General features: G+C 49.1%; 15 protein-coding genes. 9 read left to right on the forward strand and 6 right to left on the reverse strand.

What is annotated here, in order from left to right; all coding sequences use genetic code 11:
• Positions 1–27 precede the first annotated feature (27 nt).
• The 8 genes from ACAN54_RS24115 (at position 28) to ACAN54_RS24150 (ending at position 17466) form a co-directional block, all read left to right on the forward strand.
• Positions 28–1653: an ABC transporter substrate-binding protein gene (locus tag ACAN54_RS24115; protein WP_379161433.1), complete on the forward strand. Its 1626-nt coding sequence runs from the start codon at positions 28–30 to the stop codon at positions 1651–1653.
• A 28-nt stretch (positions 1654–1681) separates the two neighbouring features.
• Entirely contained in the window at positions 1682–4126 is a 2445-nt protein-coding gene (locus tag ACAN54_RS24120; protein ID WP_379161435.1) for a PfkB family carbohydrate kinase, read from the forward strand.
• A 20-nt stretch (positions 4127–4146) separates the two neighbouring features.
• Complete coding sequence (locus ACAN54_RS24125) at positions 4147–6426, forward strand: GH32 C-terminal domain-containing protein (RefSeq protein ID WP_379161437.1); 2280 nt, start codon at positions 4147–4149, stop codon at positions 6424–6426.
• 197 nt (positions 6427–6623) lie between these two features.
• Positions 6624–12299, forward strand: a complete 5676-nt coding sequence (locus ACAN54_RS24130) for a GH32 C-terminal domain-containing protein (protein ID WP_379161439.1) — start codon at positions 6624–6626, stop codon at positions 12297–12299.
• A gap of 200 nt (positions 12300–12499) precedes the next feature.
• Positions 12500–14707, forward strand: a complete 2208-nt coding sequence (locus ACAN54_RS24135; RefSeq protein WP_379161442.1) for an MMPL family transporter — start codon at positions 12500–12502, stop codon at positions 14705–14707.
• A 95-nt stretch (positions 14708–14802) separates the two neighbouring features.
• Positions 14803–15654, forward strand: a complete 852-nt coding sequence (locus tag ACAN54_RS24140) for a glycosyltransferase family 2 protein (RefSeq protein WP_379161444.1) — start codon at positions 14803–14805, stop codon at positions 15652–15654.
• Positions 15655–15883: 229 nt separating this feature from the next.
• Positions 15884–16816 carry a sensor histidine kinase gene (locus ACAN54_RS24145; RefSeq protein WP_379161446.1) on the forward strand — a complete coding sequence of 311 codons (933 nt, stop codon included), beginning with the start codon at positions 15884–15886 and terminating at the stop codon, positions 16814–16816.
• Complete coding sequence (locus tag ACAN54_RS24150; protein WP_379161622.1) at positions 16816–17466, forward strand: response regulator; 651 nt, start codon at positions 16816–16818, stop codon at positions 17464–17466. Before ACAN54_RS24145 ends, ACAN54_RS24150 begins: the two co-directional genes overlap by 1 nt.
• 116 nt (positions 17467–17582) lie before the next feature.
• On the opposite strand, the gene ACAN54_RS24155 is transcribed toward ACAN54_RS24150, so the two are convergent.
• From ACAN54_RS24155 to ACAN54_RS24175, 5 genes are all read right to left on the reverse strand, one after another.
• Positions 17583–20000 (reverse strand): MMPL family transporter, encoded by a 2418-nt coding sequence (locus ACAN54_RS24155; protein WP_379161448.1) that lies wholly within the window; start codon positions 19998–20000, stop codon positions 17583–17585.
• Positions 20001–20028: 28 nt separating this feature from the next.
• Complete coding sequence (locus tag ACAN54_RS24160) at positions 20029–20646, reverse strand: TetR/AcrR family transcriptional regulator (RefSeq protein ID WP_379161450.1); 618 nt, start codon at positions 20644–20646, stop codon at positions 20029–20031.
• Between the two features lie 170 nt (positions 20647–20816).
• Positions 20817–21488, reverse strand: coding sequence for a LutC/YkgG family protein (locus ACAN54_RS24165; protein ID WP_379161452.1), 672 nt, complete (start codon positions 21486–21488; stop codon positions 20817–20819).
• On the reverse strand, positions 21485–22912 hold the full coding sequence (locus ACAN54_RS24170; protein WP_379161454.1) for a LutB/LldF family L-lactate oxidation iron-sulfur protein: 1428 nt from the start codon (positions 22910–22912) through the stop codon (positions 21485–21487). Before ACAN54_RS24170 ends, ACAN54_RS24165 begins: the two co-directional genes overlap by 4 nt.
• Positions 22909–23658: a (Fe-S)-binding protein gene (locus ACAN54_RS24175; protein ID WP_379161456.1), complete on the reverse strand. Its 750-nt coding sequence runs from the start codon at positions 23656–23658 to the stop codon at positions 22909–22911. The genes ACAN54_RS24170 and ACAN54_RS24175 overlap by 4 nt, the downstream gene beginning before the upstream one ends.
• A 170-nt stretch (positions 23659–23828) precedes the next feature.
• Here ACAN54_RS24175 and aldA point away from each other — a divergent pair, with 170 nt between their 5' ends.
• Entirely contained in the window at positions 23829–25274 is a 1446-nt protein-coding gene (aldA, locus tag ACAN54_RS24180) for an aldehyde dehydrogenase (RefSeq protein ID WP_379161458.1), read from the forward strand.
• A gap of 131 nt (positions 25275–25405) precedes the next feature.
• Here the strand turns inward: aldA and ACAN54_RS24185 are convergent, their stop codons facing one another.
• Positions 25406–26374 (reverse strand): bile acid:sodium symporter family protein, encoded by a 969-nt coding sequence (locus tag ACAN54_RS24185; protein WP_379161460.1) that lies wholly within the window; start codon positions 26372–26374, stop codon positions 25406–25408.
• Positions 26375–26411: the final 37 nt, after the last annotated feature.

Consider the following 26411-nt stretch of genomic DNA (forward strand, 5'->3'; position numbering starts at 1 on the left):
AACGAAATAAGGGGAGGTTATGTACTAATGAAATCTTTATTTAAAGGTGCTGGAATTGCAATGCTGGCTGGAGCATTTGCGCTTAGCGGATGTTCTGGAAATGGTAACGAAGCAAATGATCAGGCCGGTAATCAGAATCAAGAAGCGAATTTCAATCAAACCGGCCTTCCGATTGTTAAAAAAGCAGTGACTTTAAGAATGGTATCTCCGAAAGCATCATTGGCACCTGAGTTCTCTGAGTTGGAGATTTTCAAACGTTTGGAAAAGGAAACTAACGTAAAAATTAACTGGGAGAACATTCCTGACACCGATTATGCAGAAAAGAAAAATCTGCTGCTCGCGAGTGGTGATCTGCCTGATGCCTTTTATACAGCCGGATTCACTGATTATGAGTTAATTAACTATGGTAAAGATGGAACCCTTATACCGCTTGAGGATTTAATTGAAAAGTATGCACCAAATTTGAAAGCGCTTCTCAACCGCCGTCCTGATATCAAATCATCGATCACAGCACCGGATGGACACATCTATGGGCTGCCATCCTTTGAAGAGAATAACCTGGGAACCAACCCTTTCTTTCACGTCATCAATAAAAGCTGGCTGGATAAGCTGGGTCTGAAAGTACCTCAAACCCTGGATGAATATACGGAAGCCCTGCTTGCTTTTAAAACAAAGGATCCGAACGGTAATGGAAAGCAGGATGAAATCCCGCTCAGCTTCAGACACATGCAGTGGTGTTCGGATATCGCCGGCCTTTTCGCAGCCTTTGGCCTTCCAGATAACCTGGAGCACAGGGTCGTCCGTGACGGAAAAGTAATTTTTACCGCGGTACAGCCTGAATATAAGGAAGCTCTTAATTATTTCCATGAGAAATGGTATAAGCAGGGTCTGATCGATCCGGAATCCTTCACTCAGGATGATGCTCAGTATCTGGCCAAAGGAAAAACAACGGATGAGACACTGGGATCTTATGTGTGGTGGGAAATCGAAGAAGTTGTCGGAACCGAACGCGCCAAGGATTATGTTCTATTGTCTCCGCTCAAAGGACCGGAAGGAGATCAAACGATTGGACGCGCCAATGGCGGCGGCCCGGGACGCGGATCTTTTGTGATTACTAAAGCGAACAGCAATCCCGAAATCACTATGCGTTGGATCGACCAGCAGTTTGAACCATACATGGCTGCTCAAATCCACTGGGGTCCGCTAGATATCGTATACAAGAAGGACGAAAACGGAAAACTGGTGAATTTGCCACTTCCTGAAGGAACCTCTGCAGGTGAATTCCGTCAACAGGTTGCTCCTGGATCAGGTGCGCCTGGTGTCATTACATTTGATGAATTCGGAAAAATTGTAGATATGGAACCTCGGGCCCAGCAGCGGGCTAAGGATTTGGAGCAATACTACAATCCGTACATGGAAAAAGAAAACTATCCAAGTATTTTCTTTGAGCCAGATGAATTGGACAAAATCAATAAGATTGAGCCGGAACTGATTAAGTATGTAAATACCCAAAGAGGTAGATTCATCGTGGATGGCGGTGCAGATGCGGAATGGGACAACTATTTGAAGACACTGGACAAAATGGGCCTGAAAGAACTAATGGAAATTTATCAAACCGGATTGGACCGTTATAACGCAAATCTGAAAAAATAAATAAATAGACGATAGGTGGGGAGAAACTGTGCTTGATGTTATCGCTATCGGAGAGGTATTAATAGACTTTACTCCAACAGGTCGTACAGCTGGGGGGAATGAGCAATTTGAATGCAATCCAGGAGGAGCTCCGGCTAACGTAGCTGCTGCACTATCCCGTTTAGGAGCCAAGTCAGCGCTCATTAGCAAGGTCGGGGATGATCAATTCGGTTCCTTGCTGCATCATACCCTGCTACACAGCGGTGTTGATGTGTCGGAAGTTTCTTTTACGAATGAAGCGAGTACAACGCTGGCCTTTGTCCATCTGGATGACAAGGGGGACCGGTCGTTCAGCTTCTTCCGGAAGCCAGGAGCAGATACCTTCTTACACTCCAAGGATATCCCGCTTGATCTTATTGCAGCCAGCCGGGTTCTTCATTTTGGCTCATTGTCTATGACTCATGAACCTGCCCGCACGGCAACAAAGACGGCTGTTCTAAAGGCCAAGGAAGCAGGCGTATTGCTCTCATTCGATCCTAACATCCGGTTTGCGTTATGGGGGAGCAAAGAGGAAGCAAAACAGAATATTCTTTGGGGTATGGAGTATGCCAATATACTGAAAGTATCGGAAGAAGAGCTCTCTTTTATTACGGGAACCAGCAATGTGGAAGAAGGCTCGTTAGAGCTTCAGCAACAATTCGGTATCGGGTTAATCGTTGTCACCTTAGCGGAAAAGGGCTGCTATTACCGTGTGGAAGGTCAGGATGGATATGTGCCGGGAGTTCAAGTCAAGGCCATTGACACTACAGGAGCAGGCGATGCTTTTCTGGGGTGCTTGTTATATAAAATCCTTGAAACCGGCAGTTCTTTGAAAGATCTGACCAGCCAGCAAATCAGTAACATGCTGACCTTTGCTAATGTCGGCGGAGCGTTAGTTACAACACGGAAAGGGGCTCTTGGGTCTATGCCGACGACAGATGAGATTAATCAGATGATAGAGTCCAATAAACCGAATCATGCCGATCTTTTCAGACCGGGGTTTCACTTCGCACCACCCTCCAACTGGGCGAATGATCCGAATGGATTAGTCTATTATGAGGGAGCCTATCATCTCTTCTATCAATATCATCCTTATAGCAATAAATGGGGCCCTATGCACTGGGGTCATGCAGTAAGCGAAGATCTGGTGCACTGGAAGCATATGCCTATCGCCTTGTTCCCCGATGAGCATGGAGCCATTTTTTCCGGTTGCTGCGTAGTAGACTGGAATAATAGCAGCGGATTATTCGAAGAATCCCCTGGACTGGTGGCAATTTTTACCCATGCCGATAATCATCCTGAGACGGGGCAGCCACGCCAGCGGCAGAGCTTAGCTTATAGCAGTGATAAGGGCGAGACATGGCATAAGTATGCCGGGAATCCTGTACTTGCTGAGGATGGCCTAATAGATTTCCGGGATCCGAAGGTATTCTGGCATCCACAAAGTGAGTACTGGATTATGGTTATTGTTGCGGGAGATCATGCCCGGTTCTACCGGTCTAAAAATCTGCTAGAGTGGTCACTGACCGGAGAATTCGGCAAGGGAGAAGGTTCGCATGACGGTGTTTGGGAATGCCCTGACCTCTTTGAATTACCAGTGGATGACACCGGCCTTTCCAAGTGGGTACTGATCATAAGTATCGGAGATCATCCAAGCTGTCCGGAAGGATCACGCACACAATATTTCATAGGGGAGTTCGACGGAAATACGTTCATTAATGACTATCCGTCTGATCATATCCTGTGGCTGGATTATGGCAGAGACAACTATGCGGGAGTTACCTGGTCGGATATACCCGAGCAAGACGGACGCCGTGTAATCATCGGGTGGATGAGCAACTGGAAGTATGCTAACGAGACACCTACCGGCTCCTGGAGAGGTGCGATGACTCTGCCTCGCGTCTTGTCACTGACGAATCGTGGCGGGAGCGTAACTTTGTCACAAATGCCTGTGCGGGAGATGGAGCAGCTGCGCAATGAATCAGTGAAGTGGAAAGGGGTTACCGTTACACCTGAGACTCCTTTTATTAAGAAGATGAGCGAAGACCTGCTGGAAATTGAAGCGGATATCGATATCCAGTCTGGTGATGAGGTTCATATTAAGCTGAGTTCCTCTGGGCAGAGTGAAATTGTTATCGGTTATGACCCTGTTCAGCAATGGCTGTTCATCAACCGTTCGAAATCGGGTGTGACTGATTTCCATACTTCATTTGCAAGCAAACACGGTGCCCGGTTGGTATCAGAGACTGGAAAGATCAAGCTGCAAATCTGGTTGGACCGCAATGCGCTTGAAGTATACGCGGATCATGGATTGGTAGTATTGACAGATCAAATCTTCCCTGACGCTCCAATTGAAATAGTTGAAGTAAGCACACCATCAGGGCAAGCGGTACTGGATTCGCTTCAGATCCATACGCTTCAATCCATTCATACTCCGGATGGTGTCCCAGAATAGATATAAGGGAGGAATGATGCATGAGCCCTATCAACGATGATCCGAGACTGATGATGCACTGGGCCTTTGATGAAGGCACTGGTGCAAGCACTCTGGAGAGCATATCCCGAATCCGGGATGATATAGAGTCCGTATTTAATCAAAAGGAGTTTGCCGGACGCTCCGGCCCGCAGTGGAGACAGGGCGTAACGGGAAGCGGACTTCTGTTCGACGGTTACTCGACTTCTATAGCCCATCGGGTAGATGAAGAAGACACGAATGGCGAGCAAAAAACCCTGTCGGCACTAAGCATCGGAGTATGGGTTGCGCCGCGTTCCTATGACTTGGGTCATGAAGGCAAGCTGACTGCCATTGTTAACCGCCACAATATGGAACGCAAGCAAGGTTATATTCTAGGAATGTTCCGGCACGGAGCTTGGTCCTTTCAGGTTGGCCTGGAAGGAGGCACCTGGAAGGAGCTTTGGTCGCCGGACGGGTCTGAACTCCCCAAGAATCAATGGTCTTATATAAATGCTGTATTTGACGGGAATCAAGGTGTAATCAAGCTGTATTTGAATGGCTGTGAAATGGCTTCTAGGCCCGTGCCCCGCGGTTCCCGCATAATTGAAGCGGCGGGCACGGATCTGCTCATTGGCAGGAATAATCACAGTAGTCAATTGGCTGAAGTATTTAGTCTTCAGATGTTCAGCGGTATTATCGATGAGCTGAAGATTTATAACCGGTCCTTAAGTGAGGAGGAAGTGGCTGCATCTTATCAGCATGTGCTGGATGGTGCACATGGAGGCTCCAAGCCTCAAGTGCAATATGACGAGATCAAGCTGGACCGGAGACCTCTGCTATCGGATCGGCACAGACCGCAGTATCATGTCAGCCCACCTGCTCATTGGATGAACGAACCACATGCGCCGGTCTATTTTGACGGGCAGTATCATTTGTTCTATCAGCATAATCCGTTGGGCCCCTTCTTCTATCATATCCATTGGGGTCATTGGGTAAGTAAGGATCTGGTACATTGGCGTGATCTTCCCGTAGCGCTGGCACCTGAAAAGGATCAGCTGGCACCGGACGGAATCTGGTCGGGAAGCGCGACTTATGATGCAGATGGCTTGCCAGTCTTGTTCTTTACGGCGGGCAATGATAGTGCTTCACCCAATCAGAGTGTTGCGCTGGCCCGGAGTACTTATTCCCAGGATGAAGACCCGGATTTAGTTCAGTGGGTCAAACATCCAGAGCCGCTCATTGTACAGAAGAAGGGAATGGGAACATTCGGAGATTTTCGTGATCCTTTTGTGTGGAAGGACGATGATGGCTGGTATGCTCTGGTAGGGTCAGGGATCGAAGGCGCAGGCGGAGCCGCATTGGCCTTTGCCTCCCGGGATATGCTGAACTGGACGTACAAAGGTTCATTCTTTGAGGCGGATATTCAGAAGTACCCTTATCTTGGACCTATCTGGGAGCTTCCAGTGCTTCTACCTCTGGGTACCGACAAACAGGGGCATCATAAACATTTGTTATTGGTCAGTCCAGTGGGAAAGGGAGCCGATGTTGAGGTATTCTATTGGATGGGTCAGCTTGATAAACACAATCTTTCATTTATTCCAGATCAGGAGGAGCCGGAACTGATCGATGTTGGTGATTTCCATTTTACCGGACCGAGCGGAATGGTGGATCCGAAGACTGGCAGAAATATTGTATTCACAATTGCTCAAGGTGACCGGACATCTGAACTTGAATACCAATCAGGGTGGGCTCATAACGGCGGTTTGCCATTAAGCGTGTTTTTAAGGGATGACGGGCGGTTGGGAATAGAACCGATACAGGAGCTTCAGTCGCTACGAGGCACCAAACTGCTATCCCTCCAGAGCAAGTCAATGGCTGAAGCTAATCTACTTCTGGGGGATGTACAAGGTGACATGCTTGAGATTCGGATGGAACTGGAGCCCCGTAATGCTGCACAACTTGGAATCAAAGTCCGCTGTACACCGGATGGAGAAGAAGAAACGCTGCTGTACTATGATTTTGATGAAGCTAAGCTCTTGGTAGACCGGACGAAAACAACACTGCATCCGGGTGAAAAGTGTAGAGGCGTTCAAGGCGGTAAGCTGGAGCTGCTAGCGGAGAATCTGAAGCTTCACATCTATTTGGACCGCTCCATGGTCGAAGCCTATGCCAATGGTTTGAAAAGCCTGACGACCCGTGTATACCCGAGCCGTAAGGATGCCTTGGGGCTAAAGATCTGGGGAGATGGAGAACCCCTTATTAAATCTATTGAAATATGGAATATGCAGTCCATTTGGTAGCAGAAGCGCTAAGGCGCTTCTTACCTTTTGGCTCCAAGAACGACCAGTGAAGATAATTTGCATTCTCCTGATTGGAAGCGCTTTACTTATTTTTTCTCCTTTCATCCTTCTTAACTATTCAGCCTTGTACAAGGAGAGCGTATCGGAAACAGGCATCACTGTTTTCATGAATAAGAAATTATGAAGGAGGCTCTTGAATGAGTATAGTCAAAGGAAGAAGGCCGTGGATCTCCAGAGTGGTTGTAGGGGTTATGGTTCTCCAGCTTGTCGCACCAGGAATCTCGGCGAATGCCAGCTCTGGTACTGAGGCTGGAGGAGTGTCTATTCCAAAGGCGGATATGGGTTTGTCAGCTACGGATGCGGTCTATCAGATTCCCAAGTATGGTGTGGGCTTGTCGGTTACAGATACCGTCTATCAGATTCAGAATCCAGGCTTCGAAACTGGGGATATGTCAGGTTGGACGGTTGTCAGGGGTCAAGCGTTCGGGCAGGACAGTGTATCGGACGAAACCACTTGGTGGGCAGAACAAATCCCTTACAATCAGGAAGGTAATTATCATCTAAACGGCTGGAAGCATGACGAGGCTGCGACCGGAGTGCTACGTTCCAGCACCTTCGAGCTGGGTGGCAGCGGCTGGGTCAGCTTCAAGCTTGGCGGTGCCAAAAATCCGAATAAATCCTATGTGAATATCGTGGAGGCCCATACGGGCCAAGTCCTTGCCCGGTATGGCAATAGTGCCTTCGCTGATGTTAGCTTCCCGAATCCCGATCAGGGCTTGCGGCTTGCCAATATGGAGCAATATAAGGCAGATCTTTCCCAATATTTGGGCAAGAAGCTGTATATAGAGATCGTTGACAATGCAACTTCAGATTGGGGGGTTATGTTTGCGGATGCCTTCTTCATGTACCATGCAGCCGAGCCTGCTGAAGGAATAGTGGCTAAGGATATCAAGCCGGATTTCAAACGCTATCAAATCGAGAATCCCAGCTTTGAAACCGGGGACTTAACAGGCTGGACCATTATAGAAGGCGGAGCGTTTGGTCCGAACAGCGTATCGGACGAAACAACCTATTGGGTTGAACAAATTCCGTATAACCAGGAAGGCACTTATCATTTAAACGGATTGAAGTATAACGAGTCTGCGACTGGCAAGCTTCGATCCAGCACCTTCGAGCTAGGCGGAACAGGCTGGATTACCTTTAGATTAGGCGGAGGCAAGCATATGGATCAAGTATACGTGAGCGTCATCGATGCGGATACAGGAAACCTGATTGCCAGGTACGGTAACACCGAATTTAATGAGTCCGGGTTCCCGGATCCGGCACAAGGATTGAGACTAGCTAATATGGAGCAATACAAAGCCGATCTCTCCAAGTATATCGGTAAGAGGCTTTATGTGGAGCTCGTCGATAATGGGTACTCGGATTGGGGCGTAATCTTTGCGGACGCCTTTCACACCTTCAATGAACTCGTGCCGGAAGAAGGAGTCATGGCAGATAATATTATGCCGAACGAAATCCGGAATCCTAGTTTTGAAACCGGGAATTTAGAGAGCTGGACCGTGGAGGGGAATACTTTTCAGGCTAGCAATGAAGCTCAGGCAGGTAAAGAAGGCAGCTATGATGCCAGGTCCTCTGTAGAGGGACAGGGCTCAATAACCTCCAGTACCTTCACGCTTCAGGGAACCGGAACGATTCATTTTACCGTTGTAGACATTGTCCATCCTGCGGACGCCTTCGTCGCATTATATGATTCCAGCACTAACACATTACTTGAGAAGACCGGGAATGTCAGTGCGAATGAGAAGATTTCATGGAACATGCAGAAGTACTACAATAAGATGCTTTATATCAAGGTTATCGATCAATCGAATCAAGCCAGTATTTCCGTTGACGCTTTTCAAGCGAATAGTACGGGGACTATTTTCTATATGAATCTTGATGAAGGTACAGGAAAAAAGGCGCTTGAGAAGGTAAGCAATCTCGCACATGATGTGAACTATGTGTTTAATAACGCCAGATACATGGCCTCAAAGGACCCTAGATGGACTCCGCGCGGCATTAAAGGCGGCGCTTTGCTGTTCGATGGATACTCGAATGATGTTGAGGTCAATGCAAAGGATACCATTCCTGTAAGTGACGCGTTAACGCTTGAAGCCTGGGTAGCCCCGCGCAGCTACGAATGGGGAGACGGAAATAAGCTGTCTACAATTGTGAGCCAGTCCAATCAGGATAAGGCGGAAGGGTTCGCACTTGGCATGTACCGGCACGGTACTTGGTCGATGCAAGTCGGGATCGGCGGCCAGTGGATTCAGGTGTGGGTAAAGGATCACCCGCTCGAAAAATACAAGTGGAATTACGTGGCTGCTACATTCGACAAAAAGGATGGAAGAATGAAGTTGTACCTGAACGGTGAGGAAGTAGCTTCTGAGGCGACTCCTGTCAACGTTCCGATTACACCATCTACCGAAAATCTGATTATCGGTAAAAATAATCAACCGGTAGAGTTAGCAGGGTTGTTCTCTTACAATATGTTTTCTGGACTCATGGATGAAATTAAGCTGCAAAATAAAGCTCTTACCGATCAGGAGATCCTTGCTGAATATGAGAGTGTGAAGACACTGCACGGCGGTTCGATTCCCGAAATTCCGAATGCTGATATTGATGAGGACCCGAGTGTATTTGACGGGGATCAGCATCGTCCGCAGTACCATGCCATGCCTCCGCAAAACTGGATGAATGAAGCGCATGCGCCGATTTATTATAACGGCAAATACCATTTATTTTATCAGCATAATCCGCAAGGTCCTTATTGGCATCAAATTCACTGGGGCCATTGGGTAAGTGACGATATGGTGCACTGGGAAAATGTAAGACCCGCTCTTGCACCCGAAGCGGGTACCCTTGACCCGGACGGCACATGGTCAGGCAGCGCAGCGTATGATCGAAACGGTAATCCCGTGCTGTTCTATACCGCTGGCAACGACTCCCTGTCACCGAACCAAAGAACAGGGCTGGCAACTCCTGCAGATCTGTCAGACCCTAACTTAGAGAAGTGGGTGAAATATCCAAATCCTGTAACCGAGCAGAATGGAAATGGCATTCATAACGAGTTCCGTGATCCATTCGTATGGTATGACAAGGAGGTGGATAAGTGGTATCAGTTAGTGACTTCGGGTCTTCCAGACTTCAGCAGCGGTACGGCATTGGTGTATGTGTCCGATGATATGTACAACTGGGAGTATAAGGGTCCTTTGTACGTGAGTGACAGAAGCCTTTATCCGGAGCTCGGTACGGTGTGGGAGCTGCCGGTATTGCTGCCGCTAGGTAAGGATAGTGCGGGCAAGCAAAAGTATATTTTTATGATTAATCCGCATGAAAAGCCGGAGCAAGTTCCTCCAGCGAACGATGTACAGAGAGATGTTGAAGTTTTTTACTGGATTGGAGTCTGGGATCGGGATAACCTCAAATTTATACCTGATCAGGCGGCACCCTCCAAAATGGATGTGGGCGATGGCTATTTAACCGCAGAGAGCGGAATGGTTACACCTGACGGAAGAACGGTCGTGTACTCGATGGTGCAGAACGTAAGAACGCCGCAGGCTGAATATCAAGCTGGGTGGGCTCATAATCTGGCATTGCCAGTTTCTCTAAGCTTGGATGAACAGGATGAATTACGCATCGAGCCGATTCAAGAATTGCAGAGCCTCCGGGGTAATAAACTGGTTGACTTCACTGTTAAAAATCTGCAGACTGCCAACCAATTGATACAGGATGTTAAAGGTGACATGCTAGAGATTGTGATGGAGATTGATCCGCAGGAGGCCCAGAAATTCGGTATCAAGGTAAGACGCTCGGATAACGGCCAGGAAGAAACGCTGATCTACTACGACAAGACGAACGGGACCTTCAATGTGGATCGGACCAAGAGCAGCATTGATCCGGATGTGCGCGTGGACGGTATTCAAGGTGGGTACGTGGATCTGGATGGTGAGAACTTGAAGCTTCATATTTTCCTCGACCGCTCGGTTGTCGAAGCCTTTGCCAATAGCAAGAAAAAGCTGACTACCCGCGTCTACGTTGGCAGGTATGATTCCTTGGGTCTCAAGGTCTGGGCCGACAACAATATTATGGTTAAGTCGATGGAAGTATGGAATATGAATGCCCTGACAGGTGAACCGGCTGCTCCGGTAGATGTGCCTGACAACTGGGACAACTCCATATATACCGATATTTCGGATCTGCCTAACCATGATTTTGCCACAGGTGATTTAACTGGATGGATTACGGAAGGTGACGCTTTTCAGAATGTACATGTGACGAATGCCCAGTTTTTCTGGGATACAATCTACTTTAATCCGTCGCATAAAATTCCTGGTGGCTATCACTTATGGGGCTTCAACGAGCAAGCTGGCGGTGACAGCTTAACGGGAACGCTAAAATCTCAGAACTTTGTCCTTGGCGGGAATGGCACAATCAACTTCCTGGTCAGCGGCGGGCGTGATATCGATAAGCTGTATGTTGCGCTGGTCCGGGCATCGGACGGCAAAGAACTATTTAAAGAGACCGCTACGAACTATGAGGAATATCAACGGAAGATCTGGGATGCATCGCAGTATATCGGACAGGAACTCTATATTAAGGTGGTTGACCAATCCACAGGCGGTTTTGGACATATTAACGTCGATGATTTCAATGTACCGGTTAAGGTACAGAGTCCAACTAACCCAACAAGTCCAACAAGTTCAACAAATCCAACCAGCCCTCCGGATATTAAAGTAATCCCTGCAAGCAAACCAAACAATCAGAACAGCCTGTCATTCGAAATGGCAAAGGGAGAACGGCAGGTTAACTTCCCGGTGATCTTGGCGGCAAACGACGGCAAAAATGCACTGAAGGTTAAAAATGCAGATGCGGAGATTGAAGTTCCTGCAGAGGTATTAAAGGAATTACAGGCGCTGGTTACGGACAGCGAACTCAAACAGTCGACCATTTCTTTTGAAATGGATGCATTCTCTTCAGAGGCAAGCAAAGAGCTGCTTGCACGAGCCGGGAACAAGAATCATGCGGTCATCTCAGCAATAGGAGAGGTCTATGACTTTAAATTGTCTATAGTGAAGGCCGACGGCACAATGCTTAAGCTTGAGAAATTCACTAAACCAGTCACCATCAAATGGAATACAAATAAGACTTCCAACCCTGATCTGACTGGTATCTATAACATCGCCGATGACGGTAATCTGGAGTATATGGGTGGAACCTTTTCAAACGGTAAATGGACAGTGAATGTGAATCATTTCAGTACCTTTGCCGTCCTTACTTATGACAGAGCGTTTGAAGATGTTAATGCATTGTATTGGGCTCATGACGTGATTAAACGGATGGCTGCGAAGCAGATTGTCTTAGGTGTAAGTGAAACGGCCTTCGCACCGAAGCAAAATGTGAGCAGAGCGGAGTTTGCTTCTTTGATCACCCGTGCACTTGGAATAAAGACTTCACAGTCAGTTGCATTTAAGGATGTTGATCCTACTAAAGGGTATGACTCTTCCATTGCCGCTACATTTGAAGCAGGAATCGTAACCGGAAGAAGCATAAATACATTTGCACCGGAGGAGAGCATAAGCCGTGAAGAAATGGCAGCCATGGTGTACAAAGCTTATTTGTTTCATACAGGACAAAAAGCTATCCCTAATCGCGTGAGTAGCTTTAAGGATGCCGATACGATCAGCGGCTGGGCTGTAGATGCGGTCGCTGCTGCACAGGAGCTTGGCTTAACCAATGGTCGAGGAAATCAATTATTCATGCCGCATGACAAAGTAAACCGCGCAGAGAGTGCACAAGTCATCGCGCTATTGCTTGATAAAGTCAATTAATAACATGTTCTACTGTAAAACAAAGGGCTATCTCAGGCAGCCATTTCATGGCTATCGGGATAGCCCCCTTTTTTTGGGGGTCTGAAGGGCTGCCCGAAAGGGCAATGACGGCTCGCCCCTTTGGACGATGGCAGAAGGTTTCCCGGTCTATAAGATAAAGACATAGAGAAGACTTATAGCAAAGAGGAGACGATACTGAGATGGCAAAATTTTTATACCGGCTTGGATTTTGGTCCGCGAAGAACAGGATTAAAGTCCTCCTAGGAAGCATTACTCTTTTGGTGGCAGCGGCTATTGTGGCATTGTCGATGGGAATCAACTTTGGTGAGGAGACCAGCATTCCCGGACTTGCCTCACAAAAAACACTGGAAGTTATGGAAAAAGAGTTTCCTAACCCGCAGGGTGACCTGGGTAAGACCCAATTGGTGCTGAAGGCTCCGGAGAATGATACGTTATCCTCTGAAGCAGCACAGCTGCTCATTGCCGCCAAGCTCAAAGAAGTGGCAGCAGATCAGGAGGTCGCTTCGGTGGTTGGTCCGTATGATAACCATTCCTTGAATGCGGACAACACGATCGGATATGCCACAATCACGTACAAAGTGCCGGGTGCAGATGTCACTGAAGATTCGAAAGATTCGATTACCGGGATTGCAGAAAGTCTGAGGGATGCGGGCTGGCAAGCTGAGCTGATTGGAGATGGCTACGTAAAAATGGCAACCAGCAGTCCGACCGAAGCGCTTGGGGTATTGGTGGCACTGGTGATCCTAGCGGTAGCTCTTGGTTCTATCCTTACCGGTGTTCTGCCGATTCTAACAGCGGCTTTGGGACTTGGCTCTGGCATTATGCTGATTATTATTGGAACGAGTCTGTTCGATATTCCTTCGTTTGCATTATCGCTGGCCGGCATGCTTGGTCTCGCCGTAGGTATTGATTATGCACTATTCATTATCGCCAGATACCGCCAGCAGCTTGCAGAAGGATATGAAAGACGGGAAGCGATTGCCATTGCGAACGGAACAGCCGGAAGTGCAGTGGTGTTTGCGGGAGTAACGGTTATTATCGCACTAGTAGGATTTTCTTTCGTCGGCGTACCCTTCCTTAGCGCCATGGGTATGGCAGGTGCGGTTACTGTATTCACCGCAATATTGATGACGATATTCGTGGTGCCGGCGATTCTGGATTTGCTGGGAGGCAAGATTAAAGCACCGGTTAAGCGTTCCATCGGCACAGGGAGCAAGCAGAAGCCTGCAAGCCGCGGGAATTTGTGGGGAAGATTTGTTACCGGCCAGCCTTTAGTGGCTGTAGTGCTTGGGGTAGCGCTGCTGGCAACCCTTGCTCTACCGTTCTTTCATATGGAGACGGGCCTTGGTAGTGATGGACACAAATCGCCGGATCAAACCGAACGCCGGGCTTACGATCTTCTGTCTGAAGCTTACGGTGAGGGGTACCACGGCCCCTTAGTTATTCTGGCTGAAACGGATGGCGGCAAATCGGCCGCGGCAAACCTCAATAAAGTGATTGAAGAAGTGCAAACTTATCCCAATGTCGTTATGGTAAACCCGGCGGTCACTGGACCTTCAGGAAAAGTGTCGCTGATCACCGTTATGCCGGCTACAGGACCTAATGATTCGGAAACTGTAGATCTTGTCCATCTCATTCGTGATAAGGCGCCGGGAATAGAGCAGCAGGACCATGTGAAGATTGGTGTAACTGGCAGTACGGCGGTCAATATCGATATTACCCAGAAATTGAACCAGGCTTTACCTAAGTTTTGTCTGATCATTGTTGGTCTGGCTTTTGTACTTCTGATGCTGGTGTTCCGCTCGATTCTGGTTCCGGTCAAAGCAGTGCTCGGATTCATCCTGTCGCTTGGCGCTACTTTAGGGTTTGTCACCTATGTTGTTCAGGATGGCCACTTCCAGAATCTGTTCCACTTTTATGCGAAGGCGCCGGTGTTTAATTTCCTGCCGATCATTGTAGTTGGTGTTCTGTTCGGACTGGCTATGGACTACGAAGTTTTCCTGGTCAGCCGGATGCGTGAAGAATTCAAGAAGAGCGGAGATGCTAAAAAGTCTGTTCTTGCCGGTATCCGCCACAGCGGCGGAGTTGTAACGGCAGCAGGACTGATCATGGTCGCTGTTTTTACCGGATTTATTCTGGCAGAGGAACCTATGGTTAAGGTCATGGGGCTGGCGCTCGCCTTCGGTGTTCTCTTTGACGCTTTTATCGTCCGGATGCTTGTTGTTCCTGGAGTGATGACCTTGCTCGGCAAATCAGCCTGGTATTTTCCAAAGTGGCTGGACCGCCTGCTGCCGAATCTTGATGTGGAAGGTGAGGGAGTGATGGAGGAAGTGGAGAAGAAGCGGCTGGCTGCAGCGGACGAAACCAGAATCAGGCTTCTTGGCTAAAACATAAAGAGAGCAGCACGCGAAAGAGTTCTTTCGCGTGCTTTAGTTGATGCCGGAAGTCCTCCTATCCTATAGGATAGAGGAGATGATAAGCGATGGTTCAATTCATTCCGGGAAGGTGGCCCACGATGATCCGTCTTTCAGTCGTCATACCTGTATATAACGAAGAGGGTAATATATATGACCTTTATTTAAGCATTACGGATGCACTGAAGGGGACAATTGAAAGTTATGAAATACTGCTGGTGAATGATGGAAGTAAGGACCGCAGTTCAATACTGCTGAATGAGATTGCCCTGATGGATCCGGTTGTAAGAGTTATTCATTTCAAAAAAAGTTACGGGCAAACGGCTGCCATTTCAGCCGGCTTAAAAAGCTCCAAAGGCGAGTTAATCGCCCTGATGGATGCAGATCTGCAGACAGATCCCCGGGATATCTTCAGGCTGATGCCGTTTATCGGAAAAGTTGATTTTATTAACGGAAGACGTATGGAACGTAAAGAAAACAGACTTAAGATCATGCCTATGCGGCTCGGGAATGGAATCCGCAATTGGATCACAGGAGAAGAGCTGTATGATACAGGCTGCCCCATGAAACTCTTCACCCGGGAAGTGGCTGACAGCTTTCATTTATACAATGGAATGCACTATTTTTTGCCGACACTGGCTAAGATGAATGGATTCTCAGTTGTTGAAGTCACGGTAACCCATCAAAAAAGAAAACATGGCGTCTCTAAATACAGGATTCTGAAGGGGATCTGCACAAGGTTCATGGATGCTGTGGTAATTGGCTGGCTCAAAAAGAGAGGGATTCTATACCATACAGATACAGCGACAGGGGTAGGCAGAGCGACAGTAGAATTGTATGCTAAGGAAGCTGCCAAGGAATTAAGTACAGATAAGGGGAAGGACATTGAACGAAAAAAACAACGCACTGCAGAGCATTAGTGAATTATTCGCTTCGAGGTTGCCGACTATCATCTGGGTGTCAATTGTATATGCGGTAACGGTCATATTGCAATTTCTGGAGGAGCCTTTGATTTTTGAGGGAGCTGTATTTACAGGTTTATTCACAGTTCATGTATTATTACACTGGAATTCTTACAGAGTCACTCACAAAAAATTTTGGCTATATTTTTCCGTTCAAGCTGCTTTAATCTATTTGTGCGCGATATTAATGAGGGATGGTTACCAGGCGGTATTAATCGGACTGCTACCTGTCCTGATCGCTCAAAGCCTTATTTTTTCTTTCCGGGTGAAGAGGATGGTGTTCGTCTCCCTTATCAGTATTGTGGTGTTTTTTGATTCCGCTTTGACTGTTGGAGATACCGACGAGCTTATCTTATTTCTTCCTATATTTATTCTGATGCTGATTATTGTGCTTGCTTATGCCATACTGTTTTTCAAGCAGGTTCAAGAGCGGCTTAGAATACAGAGCTTTCTGGAGGATCTGAGAGAAGCCCATGAGAAGGTGGAAGAGTTAACCCTTGCGAATGAACGCCAGCGTATGGCCCGGGATTTGCATGATACACTGGCACAAGGGGTTGCAGGACTCATTATGCGGCTCGAAGCCGCAGATGCCCATATGTCACAGAATCATGCGGAGCGGGCGCAGGAAATTATCAGGCAGTCGATGCAGCAGGCGCGCCAAACGTTGGCTGAAGCGCGAAGAGCGATTGACAATCTGCGGATGAAATCAGCACCAGAGATTGATTTCAAGGAGGCAATTGATGATGAAATCGAACATTTTAATGACGCCACCGGGATTCTTGTAACCACGGAATATCATCTGAACAAGCGGTTGTCCAGATTGCTGATGGAACACAGCCTGCATATCGTCAAGGAATGTCTGACCAATATTGCCCGCCATGCAAAGGCAGATAAAGTATGGGTTGCGGTTTCCGCACATAACGACAAGCTAATTATTGAGATAAGGGATAATGGTATTGGATTTAAAACCGATGATATTGGCAAGGATGCTGGACATTATGGGTTGCTGGGAATGAAAGAAAGGGTTAGGCTCATTGGTGGAGAGATTTACGTGAGCAGTAACTCAGAAGGAACTGCTATTAAGCTGGAGACACCGTTCATAAAAGGAGAACTTACATGATTTCATATAAGATTCTGATTGTAGACGATCACTTTGTTGTCCGGGAAGGATTAAAGCTGATTCTGGAGACAAGTGATCAGTTTCAAGTGATTGGTGAAGCTGAAAACGGTGCAGAGGCTCTACGATTGATAGAGGAGCTGGATCCAGATGTGATCCTGATGGATCTGAACATGCCAGTCATGGGCGGGCTGGAAACGATGAAGGAGTTAAGGAACCAAGGATGCCCGATTCCGGTGATTATACTCACGACTTATAACGAGGACGAATTAATGATTAGCGGTCTGGCTATGGGGGCAAAAGGATATCTATTAAAAGATACCAGCCGTGAGAATCTTTTCAGAAATATAGAGTCTGCAGTACATGGAGAAACCTTGCTTTCGGCAGATATTATGGAACGGGTGATTGCAGTCAAGACTCAGCCAAAAGATCCAATCATTCCTCAACATGACGCCACTGGCTTGACCAGCAAAGAAATACTCATCTTGAAATCTGTAGCCCAGGGGTTGAAAAGCAAAGGTATTGCCATGGATATGGGGATCTCCGAGCGTACAGTGAAAGCACATTTAACGACGATCTACAATAAACTTGGAGTGGATTCACGTTCTCAGGCGGTTGCCGTTGCGCTTGAGCGGGGAATTTTGGGAATGTAGTATCGGTTAGAGAATGTGGATTAGCGGCTGGTAATAAAAAAGAGCAGCGCCTGCGGATTATATGCAGGCGCTGCTCTTCAAGCATTCGTACGGGACGGCCTTCGTGCCGTCCTTTTTTATTTACTGCTTCCGCTCTCAGCGTGAAGCTTGGCGATCAGCTTATCGCCCTCGACATCAAGGTTCGGAAGCAGACGGTCCAGCCACTGTGGAAGCCACCAGGCCTTGTCGCCGAAGACCGCCATTACGGCGGGAACCAGCGTCATGCGGATGAGGAAGGCATCAATCAGGATGCCGAAGGCTAGAGCAAAGCCAATCTGCTTGATCATTGCGTCAGGCGCGAAGATAAAGCCGGCGAAGACGGATACCATGATTACGCCCGCAGCAAGCACAACGCGGCTGGCGAGGTCATAGCCGTGAACGACACTCTCATTGCCATGGCGACCATGAACGTAAGCCTCGCGCATGGAGCTGACCAGGAATACCTGATAATCCATTGCCAGACCATACAGAATACCTGTGACCAGAATCGGCATAAAGCTGAGCAGTGGTCCACCCGTGTCAAACCCGAACAGGGAATGCAGCCATCCCCACTGGTAGACGGCAGTAGTCAGGCCGAAGGTAGCGAGGACACTGAGAATAAAGCCGACCGTCGCTTTGATCGGAACGATGACCGACCGGAACACGAGCAGCAGAATGATCAGGGACAGGATCACGATGATGCCGATATACAGTGGGAAAGCATCGGATAGCTTGGAAGACATATCGATGTTGATGGCAGTAAAGCCGGTCACGCCGAGCGTTACATCATTCCCGGAGGCCAGGCTGGAAGCGGGATCACGCAGATCCTGGACCAGATCTCTTGTCTCTGTATCTGTCGGGCCGGTTTTGGGGATCAGACTGATAATGGCAATATTGCCGGTCGCGTTGACGCCCATTGGGGACACCAGCGTAACGTTATCATGCATTTGCAGCTCCTGAATCAGCTTGCCCAGCGTCTGCATTGAAATTTTATCGGTCGGGTTCTTTGGTTCAGCGACTAGGAGCAGCGGTCCGTTGAAGCCTTCGCCGAAGCCTTTGGAGATAATGTCATAGCTTTGGCGAGCCGGGGTGTCCAGGTTGGCCGAGGCGCCGGACGGAATGCCCAGCTCCATTTTGGTTACCGGAATTGCCGCCGTTCCAAGAACCAGAATCACCAGAATAATGATGACCCAGCGGTATTTCACTGTTGCATTTGCCCAGCGGTGCGAGAATCCGTGGCGGTCTTTATGGCCGGCAGCCGTGCTTTTTGCACGGGCTTTGGCAGTGCAGATCCTTTCACCAACCAGACCTAGTAATGCAGGCAGCAGGGTTAGCGCCAGCAGGACGTTGATCAGTACACTGGCAGCCGCAACGAGAGCCATGGTCGACAAGAAACCGATACCGATGACCAGCATGCCGCACAGGGCGATGATAACAGTCAGACCGGCGAAGAATACGGCACTGCCGGCGGTACCGAGTGCGCGGCTTGCCGCTTCACCCGCGCTAAGCTTCTCATCGAGAATGAGCCGCCGCTGCCGGTTAACGATGAAGAGCGAGTAGTCAATACCGACCGCCAGACCGATCATAATCGCTAGCACCGGTGTAATATCATTCATCTGGATCACACTGGAGAGGGCAAAAGCACCGCCGACACTGATTCCGACGCCGAGGAGTGCGGTAATCAGCGGCAGACCGGCTGCAACGACAGAGCCCAGCGTCATGAATAGTACAACCGCAGCGACGACTACACCAACTGCTTCAGTCGAGCCGATAGCAGGTATACTCTTCAGTGAATCGCTCGGAATGGCTGTGATACCGGAGCCTGCCTGCTCGACTTCAGTCACAGTGTTGATGATGTTATCCGGTACGGATGAGGGCAGCGAGGTCTGCTGAACGGTGAATTGGAACTGGAACAGCGCGATGCTGCCGTCAGCGGAAAGCATCACACCGGGAACCGGAGCACCGTTAGCCATTAGCGGGCCGTAAGGCGCAGCCTGAGCAGCCCCGGCGGATTGCCCTGCCGCGCCAGTCTGTCCCGCCGCGGCTGCTTGGCCAGCTGTAGCCGCCGGATCTGCCGCTGCAGACTGTCCATCTGCGGTCGATTGTCCCGCCGCGGCTGCTTGGCCAGCTGCAGCTGACGAATCCGTAGCCCCAGCCTGGGCAGCCGCAGCAGCTTGGGCAGCCAGTTCTACGGGGTTAATGATGTAGTCCATGCTGTAGACATCATGGATAGCTTTCTGGAGCAGCGCTGCCCGTTCCGGCGTGTCTAGACGTTCTCCGGCCGGAGCGGTAAAGGCGACACTTGCCTGGCCTCCGGCAGCGGCGGGAAGCTCTTTAGCCAGCATATCCAGCACTTTTTGCGATTCAGTGCCTTCAATTTTCATTTCGGAGCTGGATTGTATGCCATTAATGCCTAACAAAGTGCCAACAACACCAAGAATGACGATCCAGGCTGCGAGGAACACCCACGGCTTGGAATAAGCCGATTTACCCAATCGGTATAGAAATGTGGACATGTGATGGTTTCTCCTTTTTTTCTCTGTTTTAAAAGCCGTTGCGTAAATAAGCAAACATAGAATTCAAATACTGATCGAACGGCATGGCACCGGAGCTCTCATCTCCAGCTTCGCCCGGCAGCATCACATTCATCCGTCCGTCCAGAATCGGCACGAACGCTCCGTAGACCGCACCGGCAAGCAGATGGGTATATCCGTCGGCATAGCGCCCGTGTGAGAAACGCTCGAGCACTTCCTGGGCAGCGATCTGCAAGCGGCGGAATACGCTGAGGATATACGGCTCAAGCGACGGATATTGATTCGCAAGGGAGACGAACTGCCGGAGTTTTTGCAGGAATTCGGAGGTGAATTGCAGCTTGAGCAGACTGTATAGTGCATCCAGCGGCGTTGCATCCGGAGGCAGGCCTGCGAACAGCATGTTCTGATCCTCTTTTGAGGCGTTGCCCATAAAATACTCCGCTACGGCTTCCTCTTTACACGAGAAATAATTGGCAAAGGTCCGCCGTGAGTATCCGGCCTGCCGGACTATGTCATCGACAATGAAGCCGTCCATACCTTGCGCAAGCGCAAGTTCGAAGGCGGCTTCAGCCAAGGCATAGGCGGTGGCTTCCTTTTTTTTGTCCCGCAGTGTGGGGTTAGGGTTCAAGTTCCATGCGGCCTCCTTTTGTGAGATAGATAAACAGACTATGCTCTGTTCAATATATATTATTATTGCACAATGGGCAAAAATGCACAATGAGCAACAAAAAAGCAGCTCCATCTTTAATGAGGATGCTGCCTGGTGATATGAACTTGGTATTAAGCGTACTCATAAATCTAAATAAGCACGTAGGTCGCTCTCAAGGGGCCATGTACCCCGACAACGAGCTGCATTTCAATATCGGCGGAATTCGAAGGACCGGAGATGAAGTTGATGGATGAACCCAAAGGTTCACCTGCCTGAATTCTGCGGTTTAAATCTGCTGCAGCCTGAGTGGAGCGGAGCACGAGCCGCTTTTTTTCGATCACTGCAATATAGTGGGCGGGCAGAAAATGGAGGGAGCGCCCTTGATCCGGGCGGCTCTCTACGACAATCGTTCCGGACTCGGCCAGTGCGTAGTCTGCAAAGACAATAGCGGTATTGGCCGATTCGGAGCGCAGAATATTCTGCTCCCTTCCTGCTGATTCTTCCCAGACGAGTGCATTTGCGAATTCCAGGCCGTACTCGGTAAACCGGGTATCTCCGGAAGTTATTACTGACCCTCCTCCGTTAGCCTCGATCAGATCATTTAATGTTCTCTGTAAGATGTCCGGACTCGATTCAATGAACTGAGTATGAATGAAGAAACATTGCTCCTTAAGGATGTCTACCAACTCGTCGGTTGTAACACTGCTGGAATTACCCGGCATCAGGTCGTGCATAACAGGACGCTGAACGTCATAGATGCGTTCCCGCCCCAGCTTGGAGGCGATGGTGCGTAGAAAAGAGTCCCTGTTCGATGCTGTCATTGGCCAGAGCCCCCTTTGCGTTGTTCAAGCCAGGCCCGGAAGCTGTCCTTCTGCTTGACTGGCTGGCTTAGATCACGGGTATTGATCCAGCCGTGAATGAGTCCCGGTCCTCTCACAATGCGGCCATGTCTGCTGATCAGCCGGCTTGCCGGGTTCGCAAACCGCAGCGCTTTGCCGAATAATGCCTGGGAGGACAGCAGCCTTCCTGCCGTCTTCATCTGGAATCTTTCCGCGGCACCGGTGCGATGCTCCGTCACGATTTTTTGACGGTGCATGATCAACTGCTCATGCAGCGGGATTTTGACCGGACAAACATCCGTGCAAGCTCCACACAGGCTGGAGGCAAAAGGCAACTCTTTATAGTCATCGTATCCCCCCAGCAGGGGAGTGATTACCGCTCCAATCGGCCCCGGATAAATGGACCCGTAGGCATGCCCGCCAATATGACGGTAGACCGGACAGACGTTAAGACAGGCACCGCAGCGGATGCACTGCAGGGCTTCACCAAACTCGCTTCCAAGAATATCGGAGCGGCCATTGTCCACAACAACTAAATGGAACTCTTCCGGCCCATCCGTCTCTCCCGCCGCCGAGGGTCCCATTACGGTAATGTAGCTGGTCAATTTTTGCCCTACTGCGCTACGGCAGAGCAGATTATCCAGAACTTCCATCTCTTCAAGCGTCGGCACAATTCGTTCCATGCCCATCACCGCGATATGCGTTTTCGGTATGGCGGCTGTGAGATCACCATTGCCTTCATTCGTCACCAGATTAATGGCTCCCAGGTTAGCGATGGCAAAGTTGCAGCCTGTGATCCCGACATCCGCTTCCAGGAACTTCTGCCGCAGGATTGTCCGGGCAAAACGGGCAAGGTTCTCGGGACTTTCATCACCGGTATATCCAAGTTTCTCTGTGAACACTCTGCAGATCTGTGTCCGGTCTTTGTGCAGCGCGGGGGCTACAATATGCGAAGGCGGGTCCCAGTCATCCATCTGGAGAATATATTCACCCAGATCGGTCTCGATCAGCTCACAGCCGGCTTCCATCAGAACATGGTTCATTTCAATTTCCTCAGTGACCATCGATTTGGATTTGACAATTTTTTTAGCCTTTTTTTGTATGACGATGTCCCGGATATAGCTGCTTGCTTCCTCTTTGGTTTTGGCAAAATAGATATGCCCGCCCTTTTTCTCAATATTATCGGCCAGTTGCTCCAGGTAATAATCCAGATGTTTCAGGGTATGCTGGCGGATTTGCTGGCCGAGCGTACGCCATTGTTCCCAATTCCCGAGAGCGGTGGCGGCGGTCAGGCGCCTGGTCTTCAGGCTGTCCTGCGCTGAACCGACTGCACTTCTCATGAATGGATCACCGAGGCCATCAGTAGTCCGTGCGTTGAAATCCCGTTTATCCGTTTGCAGGCTCATGTCAGGGCTCCTCCTTTGGCAACAGCAGCATGGTGATGGTTCAGCACTTCTGCTATGTGCATAATCTTTACGGGTTCGCCTTTGCGGGAGAGGCGTCCGCCGATGTTAAGCAGACAGCCCATATCTGCACTGATCAGAATATCCGCACCGGTGTCAACTACACAACCGCATTTTTCATCGACCATTTGCCCGGAGATTTCCGGCATTTTCACCGAAAAGGTTCCGCCAAAGCCGCAGCAGTTATCGCTGTTCTTGAGTGGTTCCAGCTGCAGACCCTTTACTTGTTCAAGCAATAGGAAGGGGGTTTCACGTTCGCCCAGCAGTCTTGTCATATGGCAGGAACGGTGGTAGGTGGCAGTTCCGTCCAGCCTTGCGCCCACATCGGTGATGCCAAGCACCCGTACGATGAACTGCGTAAACTCATAAGCTTTCTTTTTCAAAGCAACCGCTTTCAACTCCCATTGTGGATCTCCCTTGAAAATTTTCGGGTATTCATGGAACATGGCGATACAAGAACCGGATGGACCCACAACATAATCCGAGTGTTCAAAGGCAAGCATCATATTTTTCATGGCAAGCTTGGAATCTTCCAGATAGCCGCTGTTGTAAGTGGGTTGACCACAGCATACCTGAGAGGCCGGAAAATCAATCTCACAGCCCAGCCTTTCGAGTACCTGAGTCATAGCTATTCCGACGTTCGGGGAAGTGAGGTCTACGAGACAAGTGGAAAAAATACTGACTTTCATTCCGATTCCTCCAATCACAACCTTTTGTGATTATAGCTTAACTCAATAAGTCAATGAAAAACAACACAAAAACAAATAAAAAATGTGAATCTTGTTGACATAAAATAATGGTAGCGTTTACACTGTGAGGAGGGCAATTGGAACAATCTACCTTATGAGGGGGAGAAACAGTGGAAAAGCATTTGATGTACATCAACGGCCAATTTACAGAATCTGAAGGCAAAGAGTGGATGGAAGTAACTAATCCGGCAACAGATGAAGTGATTTCACAGGTTCCCAAAGCTACAAGGAATGATGTCGTGCGTGCCATTGACGCAGCAGAAGCAGCCCAGACTGCATGGGAAGAAACCCCCGCAGTTGAAAGAGGAAAGTATCTTCATGCCATTGCAGACGGAATTCGGGCGGAGGCGGATAGTCTAGCCAGACTGATCTCCGAAGAAGTAGGCAAGACACTGGAATTATCTACAGTAGAGGTTAATTTTACAGCGGACTATATGGATTATATGGCAGAATGGGCACGCCGCTATGAAGGGGAAATCGTGCAGAGTGACCGTGATAATGAGAATATTTTTGTGTTTAAACGGGCGATAGGGGTAACTACAGGCATTTTGCCGTGGAATTTTCCATTCTTCTTGATTGCCAGAAAAATGGCACCGGCGCTGATTACCGGAAATACGATTGTAGTCAAACCTAGTGCCGAATCACCAAACAACGCAGTGGCCTTTGCCAAGATTGTCGACAAAGCTGCTCTTCCCCAAGGGGTATTCAATCTTGTCACGGGCAGAGGTGCAGAGGTCGGTAATGAATTGGCCAGCAATCCTAAAGTCGGAATGGTTAGTCTCACGGGCAGTGTGCCGGCAGGACAAAAAGTGATGCAGGCGGCTGCAGAGAATATCATCAAGGTCAGTCTGGAGCTGGGCGGCAAAGCTCCTGCCATTGTCATGGACGATGCCGATTTGGATATAGCGATTCGGGCGATAGTGGATTCCCGGGTAATTAATACGGGGCAGGTCTGCAACTGTGCGGAGCGGGTATATGTGCATGAGAAGATCAAAGGCGAATTCACCACCCGTCTGGTTGAAGCCATGAAGACTGTAAAGTATGGCGATCCGCTGAAAGACAAGGATATTCAAATGGGTCCGTTGATCAATAAGGCGGCACAAGAATCCGTGCAGCAAAAGGTTGACCGTGCCGTTGAAGAGGGAGCCAAAATCGCCTGCGGCGGTAAAAAGGTTCAAGGCGCCGGCAGCTTTTTCGAACCAACGGTCATTACCGATGCCACCAATGACATGGAGATCGTTCAGGATGAAATCTTCGGACCGGTCATCCCGATCATTTCTTTTGCTAACCTAGATGAAGCGATAACGCTTGCTAACGACAGTGAATTCGGCCTGACCTCATCCCTATATACGCGGAATTTGAACGTTGCCATGAAAGTTATCAAGCGTCTTAAATACGGGGAAACCTATATTAACCGTGAGAACTTTGAAGCCATGCAAGGTTTCCATGCAGGCTGGAGAAAATCCGGCATCGGCGGTGCAGACGGCAAATATGGCCTGAACGAATATTTGCAGACTCATGTCGTCTACTTGCAGTACGATAAGTCGGTCAATTGAATCAACTGATCATGAATAGGGTAAGCGATACGGTCCGGGAGGGCCGTATTTTTATGTGTACCGGTGTAACTCTTTTAATAGTGAACAGCAGATTGTAGGAGCAGGTGAAAGAGCTGTTTCAGCTCTCGGAATTACGCTGCCGAGGTCTGATCAGCCGTGTTCCGGACCTTCGTGCGGTGGCTGAGCAGAAAGCCGACGAGTGAAGCGAGCAGCTGCTGGAACACCATGCCTAGCACTACAGGAACAGCTACCGGAGCGGGAAAATAGGATACGGCCAGGACAGCGCCGGCGCTGATATTGCGCATGCCTCCATTGAAGATAAGGGCAACTTCGTCTGCTTCGTTCCAGCGCATAAGCCTCGCCGTCAGAAAGCACAGGGCATAACCCGTTGAAGCCATAAGCACAATGACGAAGGCCAGGCCCAGCAGATGCAGGTTGATATCAGCCAAGTACGGGGATATGACAGACCCGTTAATGATGATAACCGCTGCCATACAAAGTTTGGAGACCGGATTCAGCCGGGGACTCCATACGGGGGCAACTGCGCCTTTGGTCCATTCATTAAGCACCATGCCAGCCAGAGACGGGACCACAATCATCCAGAACAGGCTGCTCATCATAGCGCCCGCGTCAAGTTCTACGTTCGTTCCAATCAGCAAAGACAACACGCCCGGTACGATAAAAGGCGATAGCATGGTGTCGATCAGAATGATGGACAGGGTGAGTGCCGTATTTCCTTTGTAAATGCTGACCCAGATAAAGCTGCTTACTCCCGTTGGAATTACTGCGGCAAGTACAAGGCCTGTGATTGTAAATTCATCCGAATGATACAGCACATTCCCGATTCCTGCGGCAAATAGCGGCATGGCAATGTGCAAAATGAATAAACAGGCGAACAGAGGCAGGGGTTTTTTGAGTACGCTCACGAAATCTTTGAATCCAAGACTGATACTTCCGGCAAATGTCATAAAAGCGAACAGCCAGGGAGCCAGATAGGTATAGGAGGAGAGTGAACTTCCGCAGAGGACTCCGGTCAGAACGCTAAGGGGAGTGATTAACGGCATCATTCGGTTCAGCGTCCTGTTTATAGCAAGAAGCATAATATGACATCCTTTTTTGAATCATTTTTCACTATTA

Source organism: Paenibacillus diazotrophicus (assembly GCF_042610465.1).

What these genes read in the sequence shown, in the direction of transcription:
- ACAN54_RS24115 (WP_379161433.1), top strand. Translation starts at nt 28, where the DNA reads ATGAAATCTTTATTTAAAGGTGCTGGAATTGCAATGCTGGCTGGAGCA.
- ACAN54_RS24125 (WP_379161437.1), top strand. Translation starts at nt 4,147, where the DNA reads ATGAGCCCTATCAACGATGATCCGAGACTGATGATGCACTGGGCCTTT.
- ACAN54_RS24130 (WP_379161439.1), top strand. Translation starts at nt 6,624, where the DNA reads ATGAGTATAGTCAAAGGAAGAAGGCCGTGGATCTCCAGAGTGGTTGTA.
- ACAN54_RS24135 (WP_379161442.1), top strand. Translation starts at nt 12,500, where the DNA reads ATGGCAAAATTTTTATACCGGCTTGGATTTTGGTCCGCGAAGAACAGG.
- ACAN54_RS24140 (WP_379161444.1), top strand. Translation starts at nt 14,803, where the DNA reads ATGGTTCAATTCATTCCGGGAAGGTGGCCCACGATGATCCGTCTTTCA.
- ACAN54_RS24145 (WP_379161446.1), top strand. Translation starts at nt 15,884, where the DNA reads ATGAGGGATGGTTACCAGGCGGTATTAATCGGACTGCTACCTGTCCTG.
- ACAN54_RS24155 (WP_379161448.1), bottom strand. Translation starts at nt 20,000, where the DNA reads ATGTCCACATTTCTATACCGATTGGGTAAATCGGCTTATTCCAAGCCG.
- ACAN54_RS24165 (WP_379161452.1), bottom strand. Translation starts at nt 21,488, where the DNA reads ATGACAGCATCGAACAGGGACTCTTTTCTACGCACCATCGCCTCCAAG.
- ACAN54_RS24170 (WP_379161454.1), bottom strand. Translation starts at nt 22,912, where the DNA reads ATGAGCCTGCAAACGGATAAACGGGATTTCAACGCACGGACTACTGAT.
- ACAN54_RS24175 (WP_379161456.1), bottom strand. Translation starts at nt 23,658, where the DNA reads ATGAAAGTCAGTATTTTTTCCACTTGTCTCGTAGACCTCACTTCCCCG.
- ACAN54_RS24185 (WP_379161460.1), bottom strand. Translation starts at nt 26,374, where the DNA reads ATGCTTCTTGCTATAAACAGGACGCTGAACCGAATGATGCCGTTAATC.